Genomic DNA, 16067 nt, shown 5'->3' with positions numbered 1-16067 from the left:
GTGCCGCAAGGAACCGCCCAGCGCCCCATACCAACTTCCAAGAGACAAGCATGACCCCAAGCGCGACGACCATTTCGGGCGCAACGCCCAGGCAGGACACCAGCCACAACATCGATGCAGACAACGCGCTGTATGCCAAGGTCAGTTGGCGGCTGCTGCCCCTGCTGCTGATCTGCTACATGGTCGCCTACCTGGACCGCATCAACATCGGCTACGCCCAGATCCAGATGAAGCAGACGCTGGACTTCGGCGACGCCGCCTACGGCTTTGGTGCAGGCCTGTTCTTCATAGGCTACTTTCTGTTTGAAGTGCCCAGCAATCTGCTGCTGGAGAAGATTGGCACGCGCAAGACGCTGATGCGCATCATGCTGGTCTGGGGCGTCATCGCCACCGCCATGGCCTGGGTCTCCACTCCCATGCAGTTCTATGTGGCGCGCTTTCTGCTGGGCGCCTTCGAAGCCGGCTTCTTTCCCGGCGTCATTCTCTACTTCACCTACTGGTATCCCTCGGCACGCCGCGGCCGCGTGATCTCCATCTTTCTCTCAGCCGTCATGGCCATGGCGATTGCGGCCGGCCCGTTGTGCGGCGCCATTCTCAAATATATGGATGGCATCGACGGTCTGCATGGCTGGCAGTGGCTGTTTCTCATCCAGGGACCTCCCGCCTGCATTCTGGGTCTGATCCTCTACTTCTATCTGCAGGACAAGCCAGCCGACGCAAAATGGCTGACAGACGCCGAAAAAGCGCGCCTGCAACACAACATCGCCAACGACAGCGGCCAAGTTGCTCACCATGGCGGCCACGGGCACAAGGCGGCCCACAGCAGCGCCACTCTGAGCCAGTTGCTGCGCGACCCCAAGGTCTATGCCCTGTCACTCGTGTATTTCATGATGCACGGTGCCACCTATCTGTTTGTCTTCTGGATGCCTACCGTGATTCAGGGCCTGGGCGTGCAGGACGTGCTGCATGTCGGCATCTACTCGGCCATTCCCTTTGTCGCAGGCTTCTTCGGCATGATTGCCTTCGGTGCCAGCTCCGACCGGTTCCGCGACCGCCGCTGGCATTTGTTCATCGCCACCGGCATGGCCATTGCCGGCCTGATCGTCACCCTGCAGATGCACGGCCATCTTGAGGGCTCGCTGATTGCCCTGGCCTTCACGCTGATCGGACTTGCGGCCCTGCCCCCGCTGTTCTTTGCCCTGGTCAGCGACTATCTGTCACCGGCCGTGGCCGCCGGCGGCATAGCGCTCATCAGCAGCCTGGGCAATCTGGGCTCGGCCGCCAGCCCCACGCTGGCCGGCCTGCTGACCCAGCACACAGGCAACAGGCACTACAGCATCTATCTCGTGCTGGTCATGCTGATCCTCTCGGCACTGGTGCTGATGGTGGCAGTGCGCGACTCCAAGACCAGGCGCGGCTAAGCCATGCCCGGCGCGCTTGTCAGGCAGCGCCCCAGCTGGACCGCCCGCCGATCTATCTGGCTGGCTGATTCGATACCGAACGCAGAAAATTCATTAAAAATGACCGCTAACGCTTACCTGTAAAGCGTTAGCAGCTATCAAAATCATTCCTCAAGCTGCGCTTTGGCCAAGGGATTCGCCTTGTAACTCAGCCAGCCTGCCGCTACAGACTTGCCCGCAGCAGCGCCTGCGCGGCGGTCACTGGGGTGCGAGCGCCCCTCGCTCACCAGCACTTCGGCAAAGTCAAACGGGCTCATGCCCGCTATGCAAGCCACATTCACACCGTACTGATGCGGCGACGAGCGCCGCTGATGGAAGGTATAGATGCCGCAATGCTTGCAAAAGAAATGCTTGGCCTGCCCGGTGTTGAACTGGTAGAGCGTCAGCGCATCCTGTCCCTGCAGCACCTCGATTCCGCTCAAATCAGCCGACACCGCCACGGCTCCGCGCATGCGGCAAAACGAACAATTGCAGCGCCGCGCGGTGTTCAGGCCATCGCTTAACAGAACGGTAAAGCGCACTGCGCCGCAGTGGCAGGCGGCTTGGAGCGGTCGGGAAAAATCAAGGCTGGTGCTGGGCATGGTTGTTTCGATCAAGGGACAGTTTTGCGGCGAGCGCTGGAATCAGCGGCATCCAATATCGGTCAAATCAGGCTCAAACGCTTATCTATAAAGTGCAAGCAGCTATGAATTTTCTTAAATTTACCGATCAGGAAATTTTTGGCTTGCCGCAACTAATTTAAATGCATATTTCCCGTTCGGGAAATTTAACTGGCATCGCTGCGCTCCGATCTAGGTGTGAAATCATGTGCGCATTCAGGCCAAGCGCCGCAGCGTCAAGGCACTGCGCTGCTCTATCAGCTGCACGACCTGCTCCACCACCGCACTGCCCGCAAAACCATGCGGTGGCGCGGCCTGCAGCTTGCGGGCGGCGGCGGGTAGCTCGTTCGCCAGCTGCTGCAAACGCTTGCGCGTCGCCGCCTTGGCGAGGCCTGATTCTTCGGCAAACTGCTCCCAGTGCCTGGCCTCCAGCTCGCTGAACTTGTATTTGCTGCCAATCTTCATCGCCATCTTGGGCGTCAGCTGGGGGTAAATCGCTGTAGCCAGCAGGTCGTAGAACGGTGCCAGCACAGGGCTACGCACGCCATAAAGCAGCGAGAAATTCTTGCCATGCGCATCATGGTTGCCGATCAGGGCATTGAAGATCACCCCATCCAGCAGCCGCAGAACCTGCGGCGCGCTGGGGCGGGTCACGCTGCGCGCCAAGGCAAAGCATTGCGCCAGGCCCGGCCCGCCCTCGTTCTGGTACTTCAGCTCGGGCACCACGCCCAGCGCCTGGCAAAAGTCTTCCTGGTGCAGACGTTGCAGCTGCGCTTGGCCCTGCGCATCGTCCTTCAGCACCCGGTCATAGCGCTTCACCAGCAAAAACGAGCGGCCCAGCACGCTCTGGATTCGGGCATTGGCAGGCCGCAGCCCCATGACCTGGGCCAGCAGCATGCAAAAGCCTTCGTTGGCTACGCTGTCCTCCACCGCATGGATTGCGGGCTTCAAGATATGCGAGCTGGGAGCGCCGTTGCGCGGCAGACCGATACGCACTGCGCCCGGAATGCTCTCGTCCACCACCACGGGCAGCTTGTCCTGCGCCCCGGCCAGCGATAGCCGCAGCCCGTCATCTCCCGCCAGCATGGGGCGGCGCGGCAGCTCGTCCAGCAAGGCGAGCAGCTTTTGATCGCTGAGCCACTCCACATCACCCGGTTCCCCGGTCGCCCCAGCCCCGTCAGTCTGCGGCAAGGCCTGCCCTGGTTCCAGAAAGGTCACGGCCCCCGCGCATTCGCCGCCAATATGGTCCAGCAACGCAAAATCGTTCTGGCCCGACACCTGAAACTGCTGGGCAATCAGGCGGCGCATCTGCCCCTCAGGCAGCAGACCGGCAAAGAATGGCCGGGTCTGGTGATCGCCAAAGGGCTCAGCCTGCAGCGGCAGCGACTGCGATAAAGCCGTGGCCTGCGACTGTGCCAGCCAGTCCGTCGCATAGGCAAAGCTCAGCCGCCCATGCACCAGCGACAGGCTGCCGACGCGCCGGTCAAACAGCCAGACTTCGAGTTCATGCGTCACGGTCTGCGCCCTCCGTTGCTGCGGCAGCCTGGCCTGCCGCGTCTTCATGCGCCGCTTCCGGCAAGCCGCCCAACTGCAACTCTCCCCCCAGCGCATCGATCACCCGCAGCACATGCTCCAGCCGCACCGTGGGCTTGCCCGACTCCAGATCCACAATAAACCGCGTGCCCACGCCTGCGGCCAAGGCAAGCTGCGGCTGGGTTAGCCCCAGTTGTTTGCGGGCGATGCGCAGGGCCGTGCCCAGTTGGTCGGTGGTGTGGATGGTGGACATAAGGTGGTCTAGCTTGAAAATTCCCGTTCGGGAAATTATGAAGCAGAGCATGCAGAAAAGGAATCAATATTTCCTGATCGGGAAATTCATTGACAGACAAGCTCAAGCACCAACGCCAAAAATTCAAGATAAAACAGGCTCCAGCGCTTATGCATCATGCACTGGCAGCTATCAAAACTAGTCTAAGCGCTCAAAGCAGCACGATCACAGATGGAAAATTGAGAATCAGTCGGTCTCAAGCACTTATGTAGCAAGCACAAGCAGCTATGGAAATATAAAAAAGGCAGCCCGAAGGCTGCCTTTGTTTTAAGCAAGCGAAACGCTCACTTACGTGCGGGTGGCACGTCCGTGCAGGAACCATGCGCCACTTCCGCCGCCATGCCGATGGACTCGCCCAGCGTGGGGTGCGGGTGGATGGTCTTGCCGATGTCCACCGTGTCGGCGCCCATTTCGATGGCCAGGGCGATTTCACCGATCATGTCGCCAGCGTGCGTGCCGACCATGCCGCCGCCCAGGATGCGGCCATGGCCGTGGGCCTCAGGGGAATCGTCAAACAGCAGCTTGGTAAAGCCTTCATCGCGGCCGTTGGCGATGGCGCGGCCGGAAGCAGCCCAGGGGAACAGGCCCTTCTTGACCTTGATGCCTTGCGCCTTGGCCTGGTCTTCGGTCAGACCCACCCATGCCACTTCGGGGTCGGTGTAGGCGACCGAAGGAATCACGCGGGCGTTGAAGGCTGCGGAAGCCAGTTCCTTGTTGCCTTGCAGTTCACCGGCGATGACTTCAGCGGCCACGTGCGCTTCGTGCACGGCCTTGTGCGCCAGCATGGGCTGGCCCACGATGTCGCCGATCGCGAAGATGTTGGGCACGTTGGTGCGCATCTGGATGTCGACGTCGATAAAGCCGCGGTCGGTCACGGCCACGCCCGCCTTGTCGGCGCTGATCTTCTTGCCGTTGGGCGTGCGGCCCACAGCTTGCAGAACCAGGTCGTAGGTCTGGGGTTCAGGCACGGTGACGCCGTCCTTGGCAGGAGCGAACGAGACCTTGATGCCTTCGGGCGTGGCTTCGGCACCCACGGTCTTGGTGTTGACCATGATGTTGTCGAAGCGTGGCGCGTTCATCTTTTGCCAGACCTTGACCAGGTCGCGGTCAGCGCCCTGCATCAGGCCGTCCATCATTTCGACCACGTCCAGGCGCGCGCCCAGTGTGGAGTAGACGGTGCCCATTTCCAGGCCGATGATGCCGCCGCCCAGAATCAGCATGCGCTTGGGCACTTCCTTCAGGTCCAGGGCGCCGGTGGAATCGACCACACGGGGATCCTTGGGCATGAAAGGCAGGTGCACGGCTTGCGAGCCCGCAGCGATGATGGCGTTCTTGAACTGAACGATCTTCTTGCTGCCGGTCTTCTCCTGGCCTTCGCCCGTGGTTTCTTCCACTTCGAGGTGGTTGGCAGACACGAAGTTGCCGTAGCCACGCACGACGGTGACCTTGCGCATCTTGGCCATCTGGCCCAGACCGCCGGTCAGCTTGCCGATGACCTTTTCCTTGTGGCCGCGCAACTGGTCGATGTTGACTTCGGGAGCGGCAAACTTCACGCCAGCCACTTCCAGGTGCTTGACCTCGTCCATCACGGCAGCCACATGCAGCAGCGCCTTGGATGGGATGCAACCCACGTTCAAGCAGACACCGCCCAGGGTGGCGTAGCGCTCGACCAGCACGACCTTGAGGCCCAGGTCGGCTGCGCGGAAAGCGGCGGAGTAGCCGCCAGGACCACCGCCCAGAACGACCACGTCGCAGTCCATGTCCACAGTGCCCGCAAAGTTGCTGGCCACGGGAGCTGGAGCGGCAGCCACGGGGGCCGCCACAGGTGCGGGAGCGGCTGCGGCGGGCGCAGGGGCTGCTGCCTGAGCAGATGCGGCGGCGCCGGCTGCGGCTTCCAGTGTCAGCACCAGCGAGCCTTCGGCAACCTTGTCACCGACCTTGACCTTGATTTCCTTCACGACGCCGGCGTGGCTGGAAGGGATTTCCATGGAGGCCTTGTCGGACTCCACAGTGATGAGGGACTGGTCCACGGCCACGGTGTCGCCGGGGTTGACCAGCAGTTCGATCACGCCCACTTCGGCGAAGTCGCCAATGTTAGGCACCTTGATATCGATGAGGCTCATATGCGCTCCTATCTTGGTTTTTGTCTCTGTGCCACCTGAAGAATCAGGCAGCAAAAACGGTTTTTCTCGGTTTGAAGCCGGACGGTGACGCCTTAGCTCCAATCAAAGGTCTGCAGCACGGTGCGGCTTTGTGGCTCGTAGAACAGCAGAATTTCGCAGTCGCTACCGGTGAACTCGTTGGCATAGGTGCTGGTGATGAACTCGAACGCAGCGCCCGTTTCCGGGTGGATGGGGTGAATGCCGTCATCCGTACCAATGTCGCTGAGCAGCGGGTTGGTCAGATTGCTCCAATTACCACCCCATGCAGGCCCGCCCAGCACGCCGAGCAGATAGCGACCTGAAGTGGAGTCATAGCAATCCGTGCCTGGCTCATACAAGGGCAGCTTGGCAACTTCAGCAGCGTCATCCCAGGGCTTGGCAGCATTCCAGCCATGGGCCAGAAAGTCCCGCCTGGCCTGCCCATATGCCGCGTGCTGGGTTGCGTAATGCAGCTCCATCACATCGCGCCATGAGTACTTGGCCTCGTGGTGCAGTTCAAACGGCGGCTCCACGCCCAGTTTGACCAGTTCACGATGCTGGGTTCGCACCTCGCGCCAGTCGAGCGATTTTTCCGCCCAGTCGGCCCGATCCTGCTCCAGCATGAAGTAGCGCCAGTCGCCCAGCAACTCGTACCTGCCTTGTTCGTTGAGCTTGAAAGCCAGCCAGTCAGGCTTGAGCAGCGCATTGCCAAACTCCTCGCCTCCCCACTCCCCGACTTGCCCTTCGTAGGGCTCGCAAGGGGCGACGAGATGAATCGGCCCGCTCCAGGCATCGTCGAGCAAGGCCAGATCGATGGTGACCAGCGGCAGAAAATGCCGCGCGTACTTCTCGACCGGCTCGGCGAAGACGTCAGCCGCATCCGGAAAGGGCCGGATACCCGGGATGACGCCACGCAGATGCTCGATGGGATGCTGTCTCAGGTTCTTCATCTCACTCATGGACTGGCAAGGTGAAGCGCAAGGCATCTAAAAAGATAGCTACTTGCGCAGTTCAGATAAGCGCTACAGGCCGATTTCGCTAAAAATCGGCCTGCTTGTCAGCTGCTTAGAGCAGGATGCGGCGGTAGTCGGCCAGCACAGCGCCCAGGTAGGCGTTGAAGCGTGCAGCGGCTGCACCGTCGATGACACGGTGGTCGTACGACAGCGACAGAGGCAGCATCAGACGAGGCACGAACTGCTTGCCGTCCCACACAGGCTTCATGGCACCCTTGGACAGACCCAGGATGGCGACTTCAGGCGCATTGATGATGGGCGTGAAGTTGGTGCCGCCGATGCCGCCCAGAGACGAGATCGAGAAGCAGCCGCCTTGCATGTCCGCAGCGCCCAGCTTGCCGTCACGGGCCTTCTTAGCCAGCTCGCCCATTTCCTGGCTGATCTGCAGAATGCCCTTCTTGTCGGCATCCTTGAGCACGGGAACGACCAGGCCGTTCGGTGTGTCCGCGGCAAAGCCGATGTTGAAGTACTGCTTGTAGACCAGAGTGTCGCCATCCAGAGAGGCGTTGAACTCGGGGAACTTCTTGAGCGCAGCCACCACGGCCTTGATCACGAAAGCCAGCATCGTCACCTTGACGTCGCTCTTGGCCTTGGCGCTTTCGGCATTGGTCTGCACGCGGAAGGCTTCCAGCTCGGTGATGTCGGCCTCGTCATTGTTGGTGACGTGGGGGATGACCACCCAGTTGCGATGCAGGTTGGCGCCCGAGATCTTCTTGATGCGCGACAGTTCCTTGCGCTCGACAGCGCCGAACTTGGCGAAGTCGACCTTGGGCCAGGCCAGCACTTCCAGACCGCCGACGTTGCCGCCGGAAGACTTGGGAGCCACAGCCTGCTGAGCCAGGGTCTGTACGGCGCCAGCCATCACCGACTTGGTGAAGGACTGGATGTCTTCGGCCGTGATGCGGCCCTTGTTGCCCGAGCCCTTGACTTCTGCCAGAGGCACGCCCAGTTCGCGAGCGAACTTGCGCACCGAAGGCGAGGCATGGGGCAGCTGACCCGAAGGCGCCACGGTGGGGTTGTGGGCTGCAGGCGCTGCCACAGGTGTGGAAGCAGGAGTTGCAGCAACGGGAGCAGCGGCCACAGGAGCAGCTGCAGCAGCCACAGGGGCGGCAACAGCGGCTGCCACGGGAGAGGCGGCCTGCACGGGAGCAGCTGCTGCGCCCTGCACCGTCATCTGGCCGACCACGTCGCCCACGTTGATGGTGTCACCCAGCTTGATGGTCAGCGCCGTGATGGTGCCTGCCGAGGGTGAAGGGATTTCCATCGAGGCCTTGTCGGACTCCACGGTGAACAGCGATTGCTCGACGGCCACGGTATCGCCCACCTTGACCAGCATCTCGATCACGGCCACGTTCTTGAAGTCGCCGATATCGGGGATCTTGATGTCCACGGTAGAAGACGCTGCGGGAGCGGCCGCCACAGGAGCTGCAGCCACGGGAGCAGGAGCAGCGGCCACGGGGGCAGCCACAGGTGCGGGTGCTGCGGCGGCAGGTGCGGGAGCCGCGTCGGCGGTTTCCAGCATCACGACCACGGAGCCTTCCTTGACCTTGTCGCCCAGGGCAACCTTGATTTCCTTGACCACGCCAGCCTGGCTGGAGGGGATTTCCATGGAAGCCTTGTCGGACTCCACGGTAATCAGGGATTGCTCGACCTTGATGGTGTCACCCACCTTGACCAGCACTTCGATCACGCCGACTTCGGAGAAGTCGCCAATATCGGGGACCTTGATTTCTGTCAATGCCATGTTATCTGTCTCCCCTTCTTAGGCGTGCAGCGGGTTGATCTTGTCGACGTTGATGCCGTACTTCTTGATCGCTTCGGCCACGGTCGTGGCGTTGATCTTGCCTTCATCGGCCAGACCACGCAGTGCAGCCACCACGATGTAATGACGGTTGACTTCGAAGTGTTCACGCAGCTTGGCGCGGAAGTCCGAACGACCGAAGCCGTCGGTACCCAGCACCTTGTAGGTACGGCCCTTGGGCATGTAGGGACGGATCTGCTCGGCGTAGGCCTTCATGTAGTCGGTCGAGGCGACCACGGGGCCGGGATGGGCAGCCAACTGCTGGGACACGAAGGGAACCTTGGCGGCTTCCAGCGGATGCAGCATGTTGAAGCGGTCCACTTCCTGACCTTCGCGGGTCAGTTCGTTGAACGACGGGCAGCTCCAGACGTCGGCGGCAACACCCCAGTCCTTTTCCAGCAGTTCCTGGGCGAAGAAGGACTCGCGCAGGATGGTGCCGGAGCCCAGCAGTTGAACGCGCAGGCCGCTCTCGGGCACCTTCTGGCCAGGCTTGACCATGTACATGCCCTTGAGGATCTGCTCTTCCGTGCCGGCTTCCAGGCCAGGCATGGGGTAGTTTTCGTTCAGCAGCGTGATGTAGTAGAAGATGTTTTCCTGGTTCTGCACCATGCGACGCAGACCGTCCTGCATGATCACGGCCACTTCGTGAGCGAAGGTGGGGTCGTAGGACACGCAGTTGGGGATGGTGTTGGCCAGGATATGGCTGTGACCATCTTCGTGCTGCAGGCCTTCGCCGTTCAGCGTGGTACGGCCCGAGGTACCGCCCAGCAGGAAGCCGCGCGCTTGCAGGTCGCCAGCCGCCCAGGCCAGGTCGCCGATGCGCTGGAAGCCGAACATCGAGTAGTACACATAGAACGGGATCATGACCCGGTTGCTATGGCTGTAGCTGGTGGCTGCAGCGATCCAGCTGGACATGCCGCCGGCTTCGTTGATGCCTTCCTGCAGGATCTGGCCGGCCTTGTCCTCGCGGTAGTACATCACCTGGTCCTTGTCGACCGGGGTGTATTGCTGACCGTGGGGGTTGTAGATGCCGACCTGACGGAACAGGCCTTCCATACCGAAGGTACGGGCCTCGTCCACCAGGATGGGCACCACGCGGGGGCCGATGTTCTTGTCGCGCAGCAGCTGCGTCAGGAAACGCACATAAGCCTGGGTCGTGGAGATCTCACGGCCTTCGGGTGTGGGCTCCAGGATGGCCTTGAAGGTATCCAGCGCAGGAGCGGTGAACTGCTCGTCAGCTTGCTGGCGACGGTGCGGCAGATAGCCGCCCAGAGCCTTGCGGCGCTCGTGCAGATACTTCATTTCCGGCGTATCGTCGGCCGGCTTGTAGAAGGGAATGTCCGCGATCTGGCTGTCGGGGATCGGGATGTTGAAGCGGTCGCGGAAGGCCTTGATGTCCTCGTCGCTCAGCTTCTTGGTCTGGTGAACGTTGTTCTTGCCTTCACCGATCTTGCCCATGCCGAAGCCCTTGACGGTCTTGACCAGCAGCACGGTAGGCTGACCCTTGTGGCCGTTGGCAGCGGCGAATGCTGCGTATACCTTCTGCGAATCGTGGCCACCGCGGCGCAGATTCCAGATTTCATCGTCGGACATGTGCTCGACCATCTTCAGGGCGCGAGGATCGCGACCGAAGAAATGCTGGCGAACGTAGGCACCATCGTTGGCCTTGAAAGCCTGATAGTCGCCGTCGTTGCACTCCATCATGATCTTCTTGAGCACGCCGTCCTTGTCCTTGGCCAGCAACTCGTCCCAGCCCTTGCCCCACAGCAGCTTGATGACGTTCCAGCCGGCACCGCGGAATTCGCCTTCCAGCTCCTGGATGATCTTGCCGTTGCCGCGCACAGGACCGTCCAGGCGCTGCAGATTGCAGTTGATCACGAAGACCAGGTTGTCCAGGTTCTCGCGCGAAGCCAGACCGATGGCGCCCAGGGATTCCACTTCGTCCATTTCACCGTCGCCGCAGAACACCCAGACCTTGCGGTTTTCGGTGTTGGCAATGCCGCGTGCGTGCAGATACTTCAGGAAACGTGCCTGGTAGATAGCCATCAGCGGGCCCAGGCCCATGGACACCGTGGGGAACTGCCAGAAGTCGGGCATCAGCTTGGGGTGGGGGTAGCTCGACAGACCCTTGCCATCCACTTCCTGGCGGAAGTTCAGCAGCTGTTCTTCGGAGATACGGCCTTCCAGGTAGGCGCGGGCATAGATGCCGGGCGAGACGTGACCCTGGATATACAGGCAGTCGCCGCCGTGGTTTTCGTTCTCGGCATGCCAGAAATGGTTGAAGCCGGCGGCAAACATATTGGCCAGCGAAGCGAAGGAGCCGATGTGACCGCCCAGATCACCACCTTCGGGGGGGTGAATACGGTTGGCCTTGACCACCATAGCCATGGCGTTCCAGCGCATGTAGGCACGCAGACGACCTTCGATCTCGAGGTTGCCGGGGCACTTTTCTTCCTGATCGGCCTCGATGGTGTTCACGTAGCCTGTATTGGCCGAGAAAGGCATGTCCACGCTGTTCTGGCGCGCGTGTTCAAGCAGATCCTCGATCAGCTTGTGAGCATAGTCCGCACCTTCGCGGTCGATCACCGCAGAGAGGGCATCCATCCACTCGCGCGATTCTTGTTGGTCCAGGCCGGCAGGAAAGCCAGCGCCTTTGGGATCAGTCTGAGCTGTCATTGTGAGTGTCTCCTTCGAGAGGGGGTAGCTTTATCACGAAGCAGTGAGTGCGGCATCACACGGGTGCGGCAAGCGCCACACCGCATAACGCGTGGCACAGCACCTTCGGGTGCTCCCCGGATTAAACCGATTCACTGTGTCGATCGCTGGCGAGTTTCGCACATTTTTTTCAAATTTCAAATTGTGCTTTGTGATTTCACTATATAAAAAAATGCTGCAAATGCACATACAGTGAAGCCTCTATAGATTGTCTTTTACGCGACAGAAATAGTCGCAGATTCCACTAGGTCTCTCCCCTACACTGGAGGCATGCAAACAAGCAATCACGAACGAGAAAAAGAGGACGCAAAAAGCGCGCAATCCGTTGCATCCCCTGTGCGCTGGTGGCGTAGCTGGTGGCGCAGCCTGTCGCCGACCCGGCAGGATCGCTATGCCGCGCTCGCGCCGCTGGCGTCGGTGCTGATGTTCATGGCTGCAATCATTGCGTCGTTCTGGTATTTGCGCACGGAAGAAGTGGATCGCGAGCAGGAGGCACTGCGCCGCGACGTCGAATACGCCCAACAACGCGTGCGCCTGCGCCTGTTGGAGCGCCAGGAGCAACTGATGCGCATGGCTCGTGACATCGGCAACCGAGAGATGCGCAAAGCCGACTTCGACGGTCGCACCGAAGCGTTGATCAGCCAATACCCCGAGCTGCAATCGATTACCTGGATCAATGACAAGCGTCAGGTTGTGTACAGCCAGTCAGCCCCGACGGTGGCCACGGATCAGTTGCGTGCCGTCGGCGAAAGCCTGCATCAGGGCGAGACCCTGCAAGCCTATGAGCAGGCCCGCGAGATGCTGCAGCCCATCTATGTGCAGGAAAAAGCCCAGCCCAATGAGTTGCCGCCACTGCTGCAACTGCATGTGCCAATCAGCGCCAACAGCCGCTACCAGGGCGAGCTGCTGGCCGAGTTTTCGGTGGACAGTCTGCTGCGCTATGGCACGCCCACGGAAGTGATGGCCCGTTACGCCATCACCATGCGCGATGCCGACAACCATGTGCTGGCCGGCACTCCGCTGGCACCGCGCAAGACGCCTACCGAGCTGCTGCACTGGCGTGCCATTGCGAATGAATACGAAGTGCCCGTCTCCCCGGTGGGCACGGCGCTGATGATGCGCGCCCAGGCCTATCAGACCTCGCTGGGCGTAGTCGGTAGCGGCCTGTTCTGGCTGGTGGGCACCTTGTCGGCCATGACGGCCTGGCTGCTGCTGGCCACCTGGCGCCACACACGCCGCCGTCAGCGTGCCCAGGAGGCCCTGGTGGCCGAGACCAACTTCCGTCGTGCCATGGAAAATTCCGTGCTGACGGGCATGCGAGCACTGGATCTGCACGGCCGCATCACCTATGTGAACGCAGCCTTCTGCCAGATGACGGGCTGGAGCGAGAAGGATCTGGTCGGCCAGGTTCCACCCTATTCCTACTGGCCCGATAACGACTACGACAATCTGCATTCACAGCTGCGCGAAGAGCTGTCGGGTAAGACCATCGTTGGCGGCTTTCAGGTACGTGTGAAGCGCAAGAACGGCAGCCTGTTCGACGCGCGCCTGTATGTATCGCCGCTGATTGATGCCCACGGCCAGCACACGGGGTGGATGTCGTCCATGACGGACATTACCGAGCCCAACCGGATTCGCGAACAGCTGTCTGCCTCGTACGAGCGTTTCACCATTGTGCTGGAGGCGCTGGATGCCTCTGTTTCCGTGGCCCCTCTTGGCAGTGCCGAGTTGCTGTTTGCCAACAAGCTGTACCGTCAGTGGTTTGGCTCGCACACCGAAGGACATCTGCAACTGGTCGCCCAGGCCGGCAAGCTGCCGGTTCGCCACCAGCCCGAAGCCGAGAACGAAGACGGCCTCATGGGCTTGCCCACGGACACGCTGACTGCCGCACGCAGCGAGAACGCCGAGATCTTCGTGCCCAGCCTGGGCAAATGGCTGGAAGTCCGCTCGCGCTATCTGAGCTGGGTGGACGGCCGCCTGGCCCAGATGGTGATTGCCACCGACATCACCCAGCGCCGCCTGGCCGAGGAACAGGCTGCGGCCCAGGCTGAAAAGGCCCAGACCGCCAGCCGCCTCATCACCATGGGCGAGATGGCATCCAGCGTGGCGCACGAACTCAACCAGCCCCTGACCGCCATCAGCAATTACAGCTCCGGCATGCTGACGCGCCTGGAAAACGGCACGCTTACACCCGAACAGATGAAGTTCGCACTGGAAAAGACGGCACATCAGGCACAGCGTGCCGGGCAGATCATTCAGCGCATCCGCTCCTTCGTGAAAAAGAGCGAGCCCAATCGCATGCTGGCCCAGGTAGGCGAGATGGTGAACGAGGCGCTGGAGCTGGCCGGTATCGAGTTGCGCCGCCGCAATGTGCAGCTGACCTCGCATATTGCCGAACGCATGCCACCGGTAATGGCCGATGCCATCCTCATTGAGCAAGTTCTCATCAATTTGATGAAAAACAGTGCTGAGTCCATTGATATGTCCGACCGCCCGCTGGGCCAACGCAATGTGGAACTGCGCGTGCGCCCCCAGGTCTTTGAAAGCCTGCCGGGTGTGGAGTTCACCGTGGAAGACACGGGCAAGGGCCTGCCGCCGGAAGTGTTGGAACACTTGTTCGAAGCCTTCTTCTCCACCAAGAGCGAAGGCATGGGCATAGGCCTGAACCTTTGCCGCTCGATTGTCGAATCACATCAGGGTCGAATGCATGCCGAGAACCTCTACAATGGAAGCGAAGTCACTGGTTGCCGGTTCTCATTCTGGCTACCGTTGGCAACGGGTGTGGAGACGACAACACTCACCACGACAAGCGAACCCATAAAGAGGACGATTGCATGAGTTTGATTCCCAAAAAAGGCACTGTTTACGTAGTTGACGACGACGAAGCAGTCCGTGATTCGCTGCAATGGCTGCTGGAAGGCAAGGACTACCGCGTACGTTGCTTTGACTCCGCCGAGACCTTTTTGTCGCGCTACGACCCACGCGAAGTGGCCTGCCTGATCGTCGACATCCGCATGGGCGGCATGACTGGCCTGGAGCTGCAGGACCGACTGATCGAGCGCAAGTCTCCTCTGCCCATCGTCTTCATCACCGGTCACGGCGATGTGCCCATGGCGGTGAACACCATGAAGAAAGGCGCGCTGGACTTCATCCAGAAGCCTTTCAACGAAGAAGAGCTGCTGAGTCTGGTCGAGCGCATGCTGGATCACGCCCGCGAAGCCTTTACCGGCCACCAGCAAGCCGCCAGCCGCGATGCGCTGCTGGCCAAGCTCACGGGCCGCGAAGCCCAGGTGCTCGAGCGCATCGTCGCCGGCCGCCTGAACAAGCAGATCGCCGACGATCTGGGCATCTCCATCAAGACCGTGGAAGCTCACCGCGCCAACATCATGGAAAAGCTCAACGCCAACACCGTGGCCGATCTGCTCAAGATCGCACTGGGCCAGGGCCAGACCAGCGCTGCGGCCAAAGCGGCGGCTGCCGTCAATTAAGTGCTCCCCGCGAAATCGGAAGCCACTCCAATCGCGAGATAATCCAGGGAGCACTGGCCAGGCCTCGCGCTTTAGCCAACTCCTATTCTGATAGCTGCTAGTGCTTGTTCATCAAGGGCTAGCAGCATTTTTTATTGGTACTCCAGCAATGACAGCCCAACTCATCGACGGCAAAGCCCTCTCCGAACAACTGCGCAAGGAAGTCGCCACCCGCGCGGCAGCGCTCAAGGCCAAGGGCGTCACGCCCGGGCTGGCCGTAGTTCTGGTGGGCGACAACCAGGCTTCCCAGGTCTACGTGCGCAACAAGGTCAAGGCCTGCGAAGACGTGGGCTTCCACTCGGTGCTGGAAAAGTACGATGCCTCCATGACCGAAGCCGAACTGCTGGCACGTGTCGAAGCGCTGAACAACGACCCCAGCATTCACGGCATTCTGGTGCAACTGCCCCTGCCCAAGCACATCGACGACCACAAGGTCATCGAAACCATTTCCCCCGCCAAGGATGTGGACGGCTTCCACGTGGCCAGCGCCGGCGCACTGATGGTCGGCGAAGTCGGCTTCAAGGCCTGCACGCCCTATGGCTGCATGAAGATGCTGGAATCCATCGGTATGAAGGATCTGCGCGGCAAGCACGCCGTGGTCATCGGCCGCTCCAACATCGTGGGCAAGCCCATGGCCATGATGCTGCTGGCCGCCAATGCCACGGTCACCGTCACCCACAGCGGCACCGCCGATCTGGCTGCCATGACTCGCCAGGCCGACATCATCGTCGCGGCCGTGGGCAAAGTGGATGTGCTGACCGCCGACATGGTCAAGCCCGGTGCAGTGGTCATCGACGTGGGCATGAACCGCAATGCCGAAGGCAAGCTCTGCGGCGACGTCGACTTCAACGGCGTCAAGGAAGTTGCTGGCTACATCACCCCTGTGCCCGGTGGTGTCGGCCCCATGACGATTACCATGCTGCTGGTCAACACCATGGAATCGGCAGAGCGCGCCGCTGCCTGACGCCCTCCGAGCCGCCCCGCGA

The 16067-nt window shown here is 61.0% G+C and carries 12 protein-coding genes; 5 read left to right on the top strand and 7 right to left on the bottom strand.

What is annotated here, in order from left to right; all coding sequences use genetic code 11:
- The first annotated feature begins 50 nt into the window (after positions 1-50).
- Positions 51-1421, top strand: a complete 1371-nt coding sequence (locus tag AAIL67_RS21835) for an MFS transporter (protein ID WP_343484883.1) — start codon at positions 51-53, stop codon at positions 1419-1421.
- Positions 1422-1564: 143 nt separating this feature from the next.
- Here the strand turns inward: AAIL67_RS21835 and AAIL67_RS21830 are convergent, their stop codons facing one another.
- The 3 genes from AAIL67_RS21830 to AAIL67_RS21820 form a co-directional block, all read right to left on the bottom strand.
- Positions 1565-2041: a GFA family protein gene (locus AAIL67_RS21830; RefSeq protein WP_224650968.1), complete on the bottom strand. Its 477-nt coding sequence runs from the start codon at positions 2039-2041 to the stop codon at positions 1565-1567.
- A 234-nt stretch (positions 2042-2275) separates the two neighbouring features.
- Positions 2276-3622 (bottom strand): type II toxin-antitoxin system HipA family toxin, encoded by a 1347-nt coding sequence (locus AAIL67_RS21825; protein WP_343484882.1) that lies wholly within the window; start codon positions 3620-3622, stop codon positions 2276-2278.
- On the bottom strand, positions 3564-3845 hold the full coding sequence (locus tag AAIL67_RS21820; protein ID WP_343484881.1) for a helix-turn-helix transcriptional regulator: 282 nt from the start codon (positions 3843-3845) through the stop codon (positions 3564-3566). The genes AAIL67_RS21825 and AAIL67_RS21820 overlap by 59 nt, the downstream gene beginning before the upstream one ends.
- Positions 3846-3858: 13 nt before the next feature.
- Here AAIL67_RS21820 and AAIL67_RS21815 point away from each other — a divergent pair, with 13 nt between their 5' ends.
- Positions 3859-4026 carry a hypothetical protein gene (locus tag AAIL67_RS21815; protein WP_343484880.1) on the top strand — a complete coding sequence of 56 codons (168 nt, stop codon included), beginning with the start codon at positions 3859-3861 and terminating at the stop codon, positions 4024-4026.
- A gap of 142 nt (positions 4027-4168) precedes the next feature.
- On the opposite strand, the gene lpdA is transcribed toward AAIL67_RS21815, so the two are convergent.
- The 4 genes from lpdA to aceE all read right to left on the bottom strand — a co-directional run bounded on the left by lpdA (position 4169) and on the right by aceE (position 11515).
- Positions 4169-6007, bottom strand: coding sequence for a dihydrolipoyl dehydrogenase (gene lpdA / locus AAIL67_RS21810; RefSeq protein ID WP_343484879.1), 1839 nt, complete (start codon positions 6005-6007; stop codon positions 4169-4171).
- A gap of 92 nt (positions 6008-6099) precedes the next feature.
- Positions 6100-6975, bottom strand: a complete 876-nt coding sequence (locus AAIL67_RS21805) for a hypothetical protein (protein WP_343484878.1) — start codon at positions 6973-6975, stop codon at positions 6100-6102.
- Positions 6976-7090: 115 nt separating this feature from the next.
- Complete coding sequence (gene aceF, locus AAIL67_RS21800) at positions 7091-8782, bottom strand: dihydrolipoyllysine-residue acetyltransferase (RefSeq protein ID WP_343484877.1); 1692 nt, start codon at positions 8780-8782, stop codon at positions 7091-7093.
- Between the two features lie 18 nt (positions 8783-8800).
- Positions 8801-11515, bottom strand: coding sequence for a pyruvate dehydrogenase (acetyl-transferring), homodimeric type (gene aceE / locus AAIL67_RS21795; RefSeq protein WP_034355857.1), 2715 nt, complete (start codon positions 11513-11515; stop codon positions 8801-8803).
- A 309-nt stretch (positions 11516-11824) separates the two neighbouring features.
- Between aceE and AAIL67_RS21790 the strand changes: the two genes are divergently transcribed.
- The 3 genes from AAIL67_RS21790 (at position 11825) to folD (ending at position 16045) form a co-directional block, all read left to right on the top strand.
- Entirely contained in the window at positions 11825-14392 is a 2568-nt protein-coding gene (locus AAIL67_RS21790) for a PAS domain-containing sensor histidine kinase (protein WP_012838307.1), read from the top strand.
- Positions 14389-15042, top strand: a complete 654-nt coding sequence (locus AAIL67_RS21785) for a response regulator transcription factor (protein WP_034409991.1) — start codon at positions 14389-14391, stop codon at positions 15040-15042. Before AAIL67_RS21790 ends, AAIL67_RS21785 begins: the two co-directional genes overlap by 4 nt.
- A gap of 148 nt (positions 15043-15190) precedes the next feature.
- Positions 15191-16045, top strand: coding sequence for a bifunctional methylenetetrahydrofolate dehydrogenase/methenyltetrahydrofolate cyclohydrolase FolD (folD, locus tag AAIL67_RS21780; protein WP_034355854.1), 855 nt, complete (start codon positions 15191-15193; stop codon positions 16043-16045).
- Positions 16046-16067 lie beyond the last annotated feature (22 nt).

The sequence above is a fragment of the Comamonas sp. A7-5 genome (assembly GCF_039581385.1).
Classification (GTDB): domain Bacteria; phylum Pseudomonadota; class Gammaproteobacteria; order Burkholderiales; family Burkholderiaceae_C; genus Comamonas; species Comamonas thiooxydans.
Note: the sequence above shows the minus strand (reverse complement) of the source record. Positions and strands in the feature narration are given on the sequence as shown.

Bases quoted from the DNA above. Each gene is read 5' to 3' on its own strand.
- AAIL67_RS21830 (WP_224650968.1), bottom strand. From the start codon at position 2,041: ATGCCCAGCACCAGCCTTGATTTTTCCCGACCGCTCCAAGCCGCCTGC.
- AAIL67_RS21820 (WP_343484881.1), bottom strand. From the start codon at position 3,845: ATGTCCACCATCCACACCACCGACCAACTGGGCACGGCCCTGCGCATC.
- AAIL67_RS21835 (WP_343484883.1), top strand. From the start codon at position 51: ATGACCCCAAGCGCGACGACCATTTCGGGCGCAACGCCCAGGCAGGAC.
- AAIL67_RS21790 (WP_012838307.1), top strand. From the start codon at position 11,825: ATGCAAACAAGCAATCACGAACGAGAAAAAGAGGACGCAAAAAGCGCG.
- folD (WP_034355854.1), top strand. From the start codon at position 15,191: ATGACAGCCCAACTCATCGACGGCAAAGCCCTCTCCGAACAACTGCGC.
- aceF (WP_343484877.1), bottom strand. From the start codon at position 8,782: ATGGCATTGACAGAAATCAAGGTCCCCGATATTGGCGACTTCTCCGAA.
- lpdA (WP_343484879.1), bottom strand. From the start codon at position 6,007: ATGAGCCTCATCGATATCAAGGTGCCTAACATTGGCGACTTCGCCGAA.
- aceE (WP_034355857.1), bottom strand. From the start codon at position 11,515: ATGACAGCTCAGACTGATCCCAAAGGCGCTGGCTTTCCTGCCGGCCTG.
- AAIL67_RS21785 (WP_034409991.1), top strand. From the start codon at position 14,389: ATGAGTTTGATTCCCAAAAAAGGCACTGTTTACGTAGTTGACGACGAC.
- AAIL67_RS21825 (WP_343484882.1), bottom strand. From the start codon at position 3,622: ATGAAGACGCGGCAGGCCAGGCTGCCGCAGCAACGGAGGGCGCAGACC.
- AAIL67_RS21805 (WP_343484878.1), bottom strand. From the start codon at position 6,975: ATGAAGAACCTGAGACAGCATCCCATCGAGCATCTGCGTGGCGTCATC.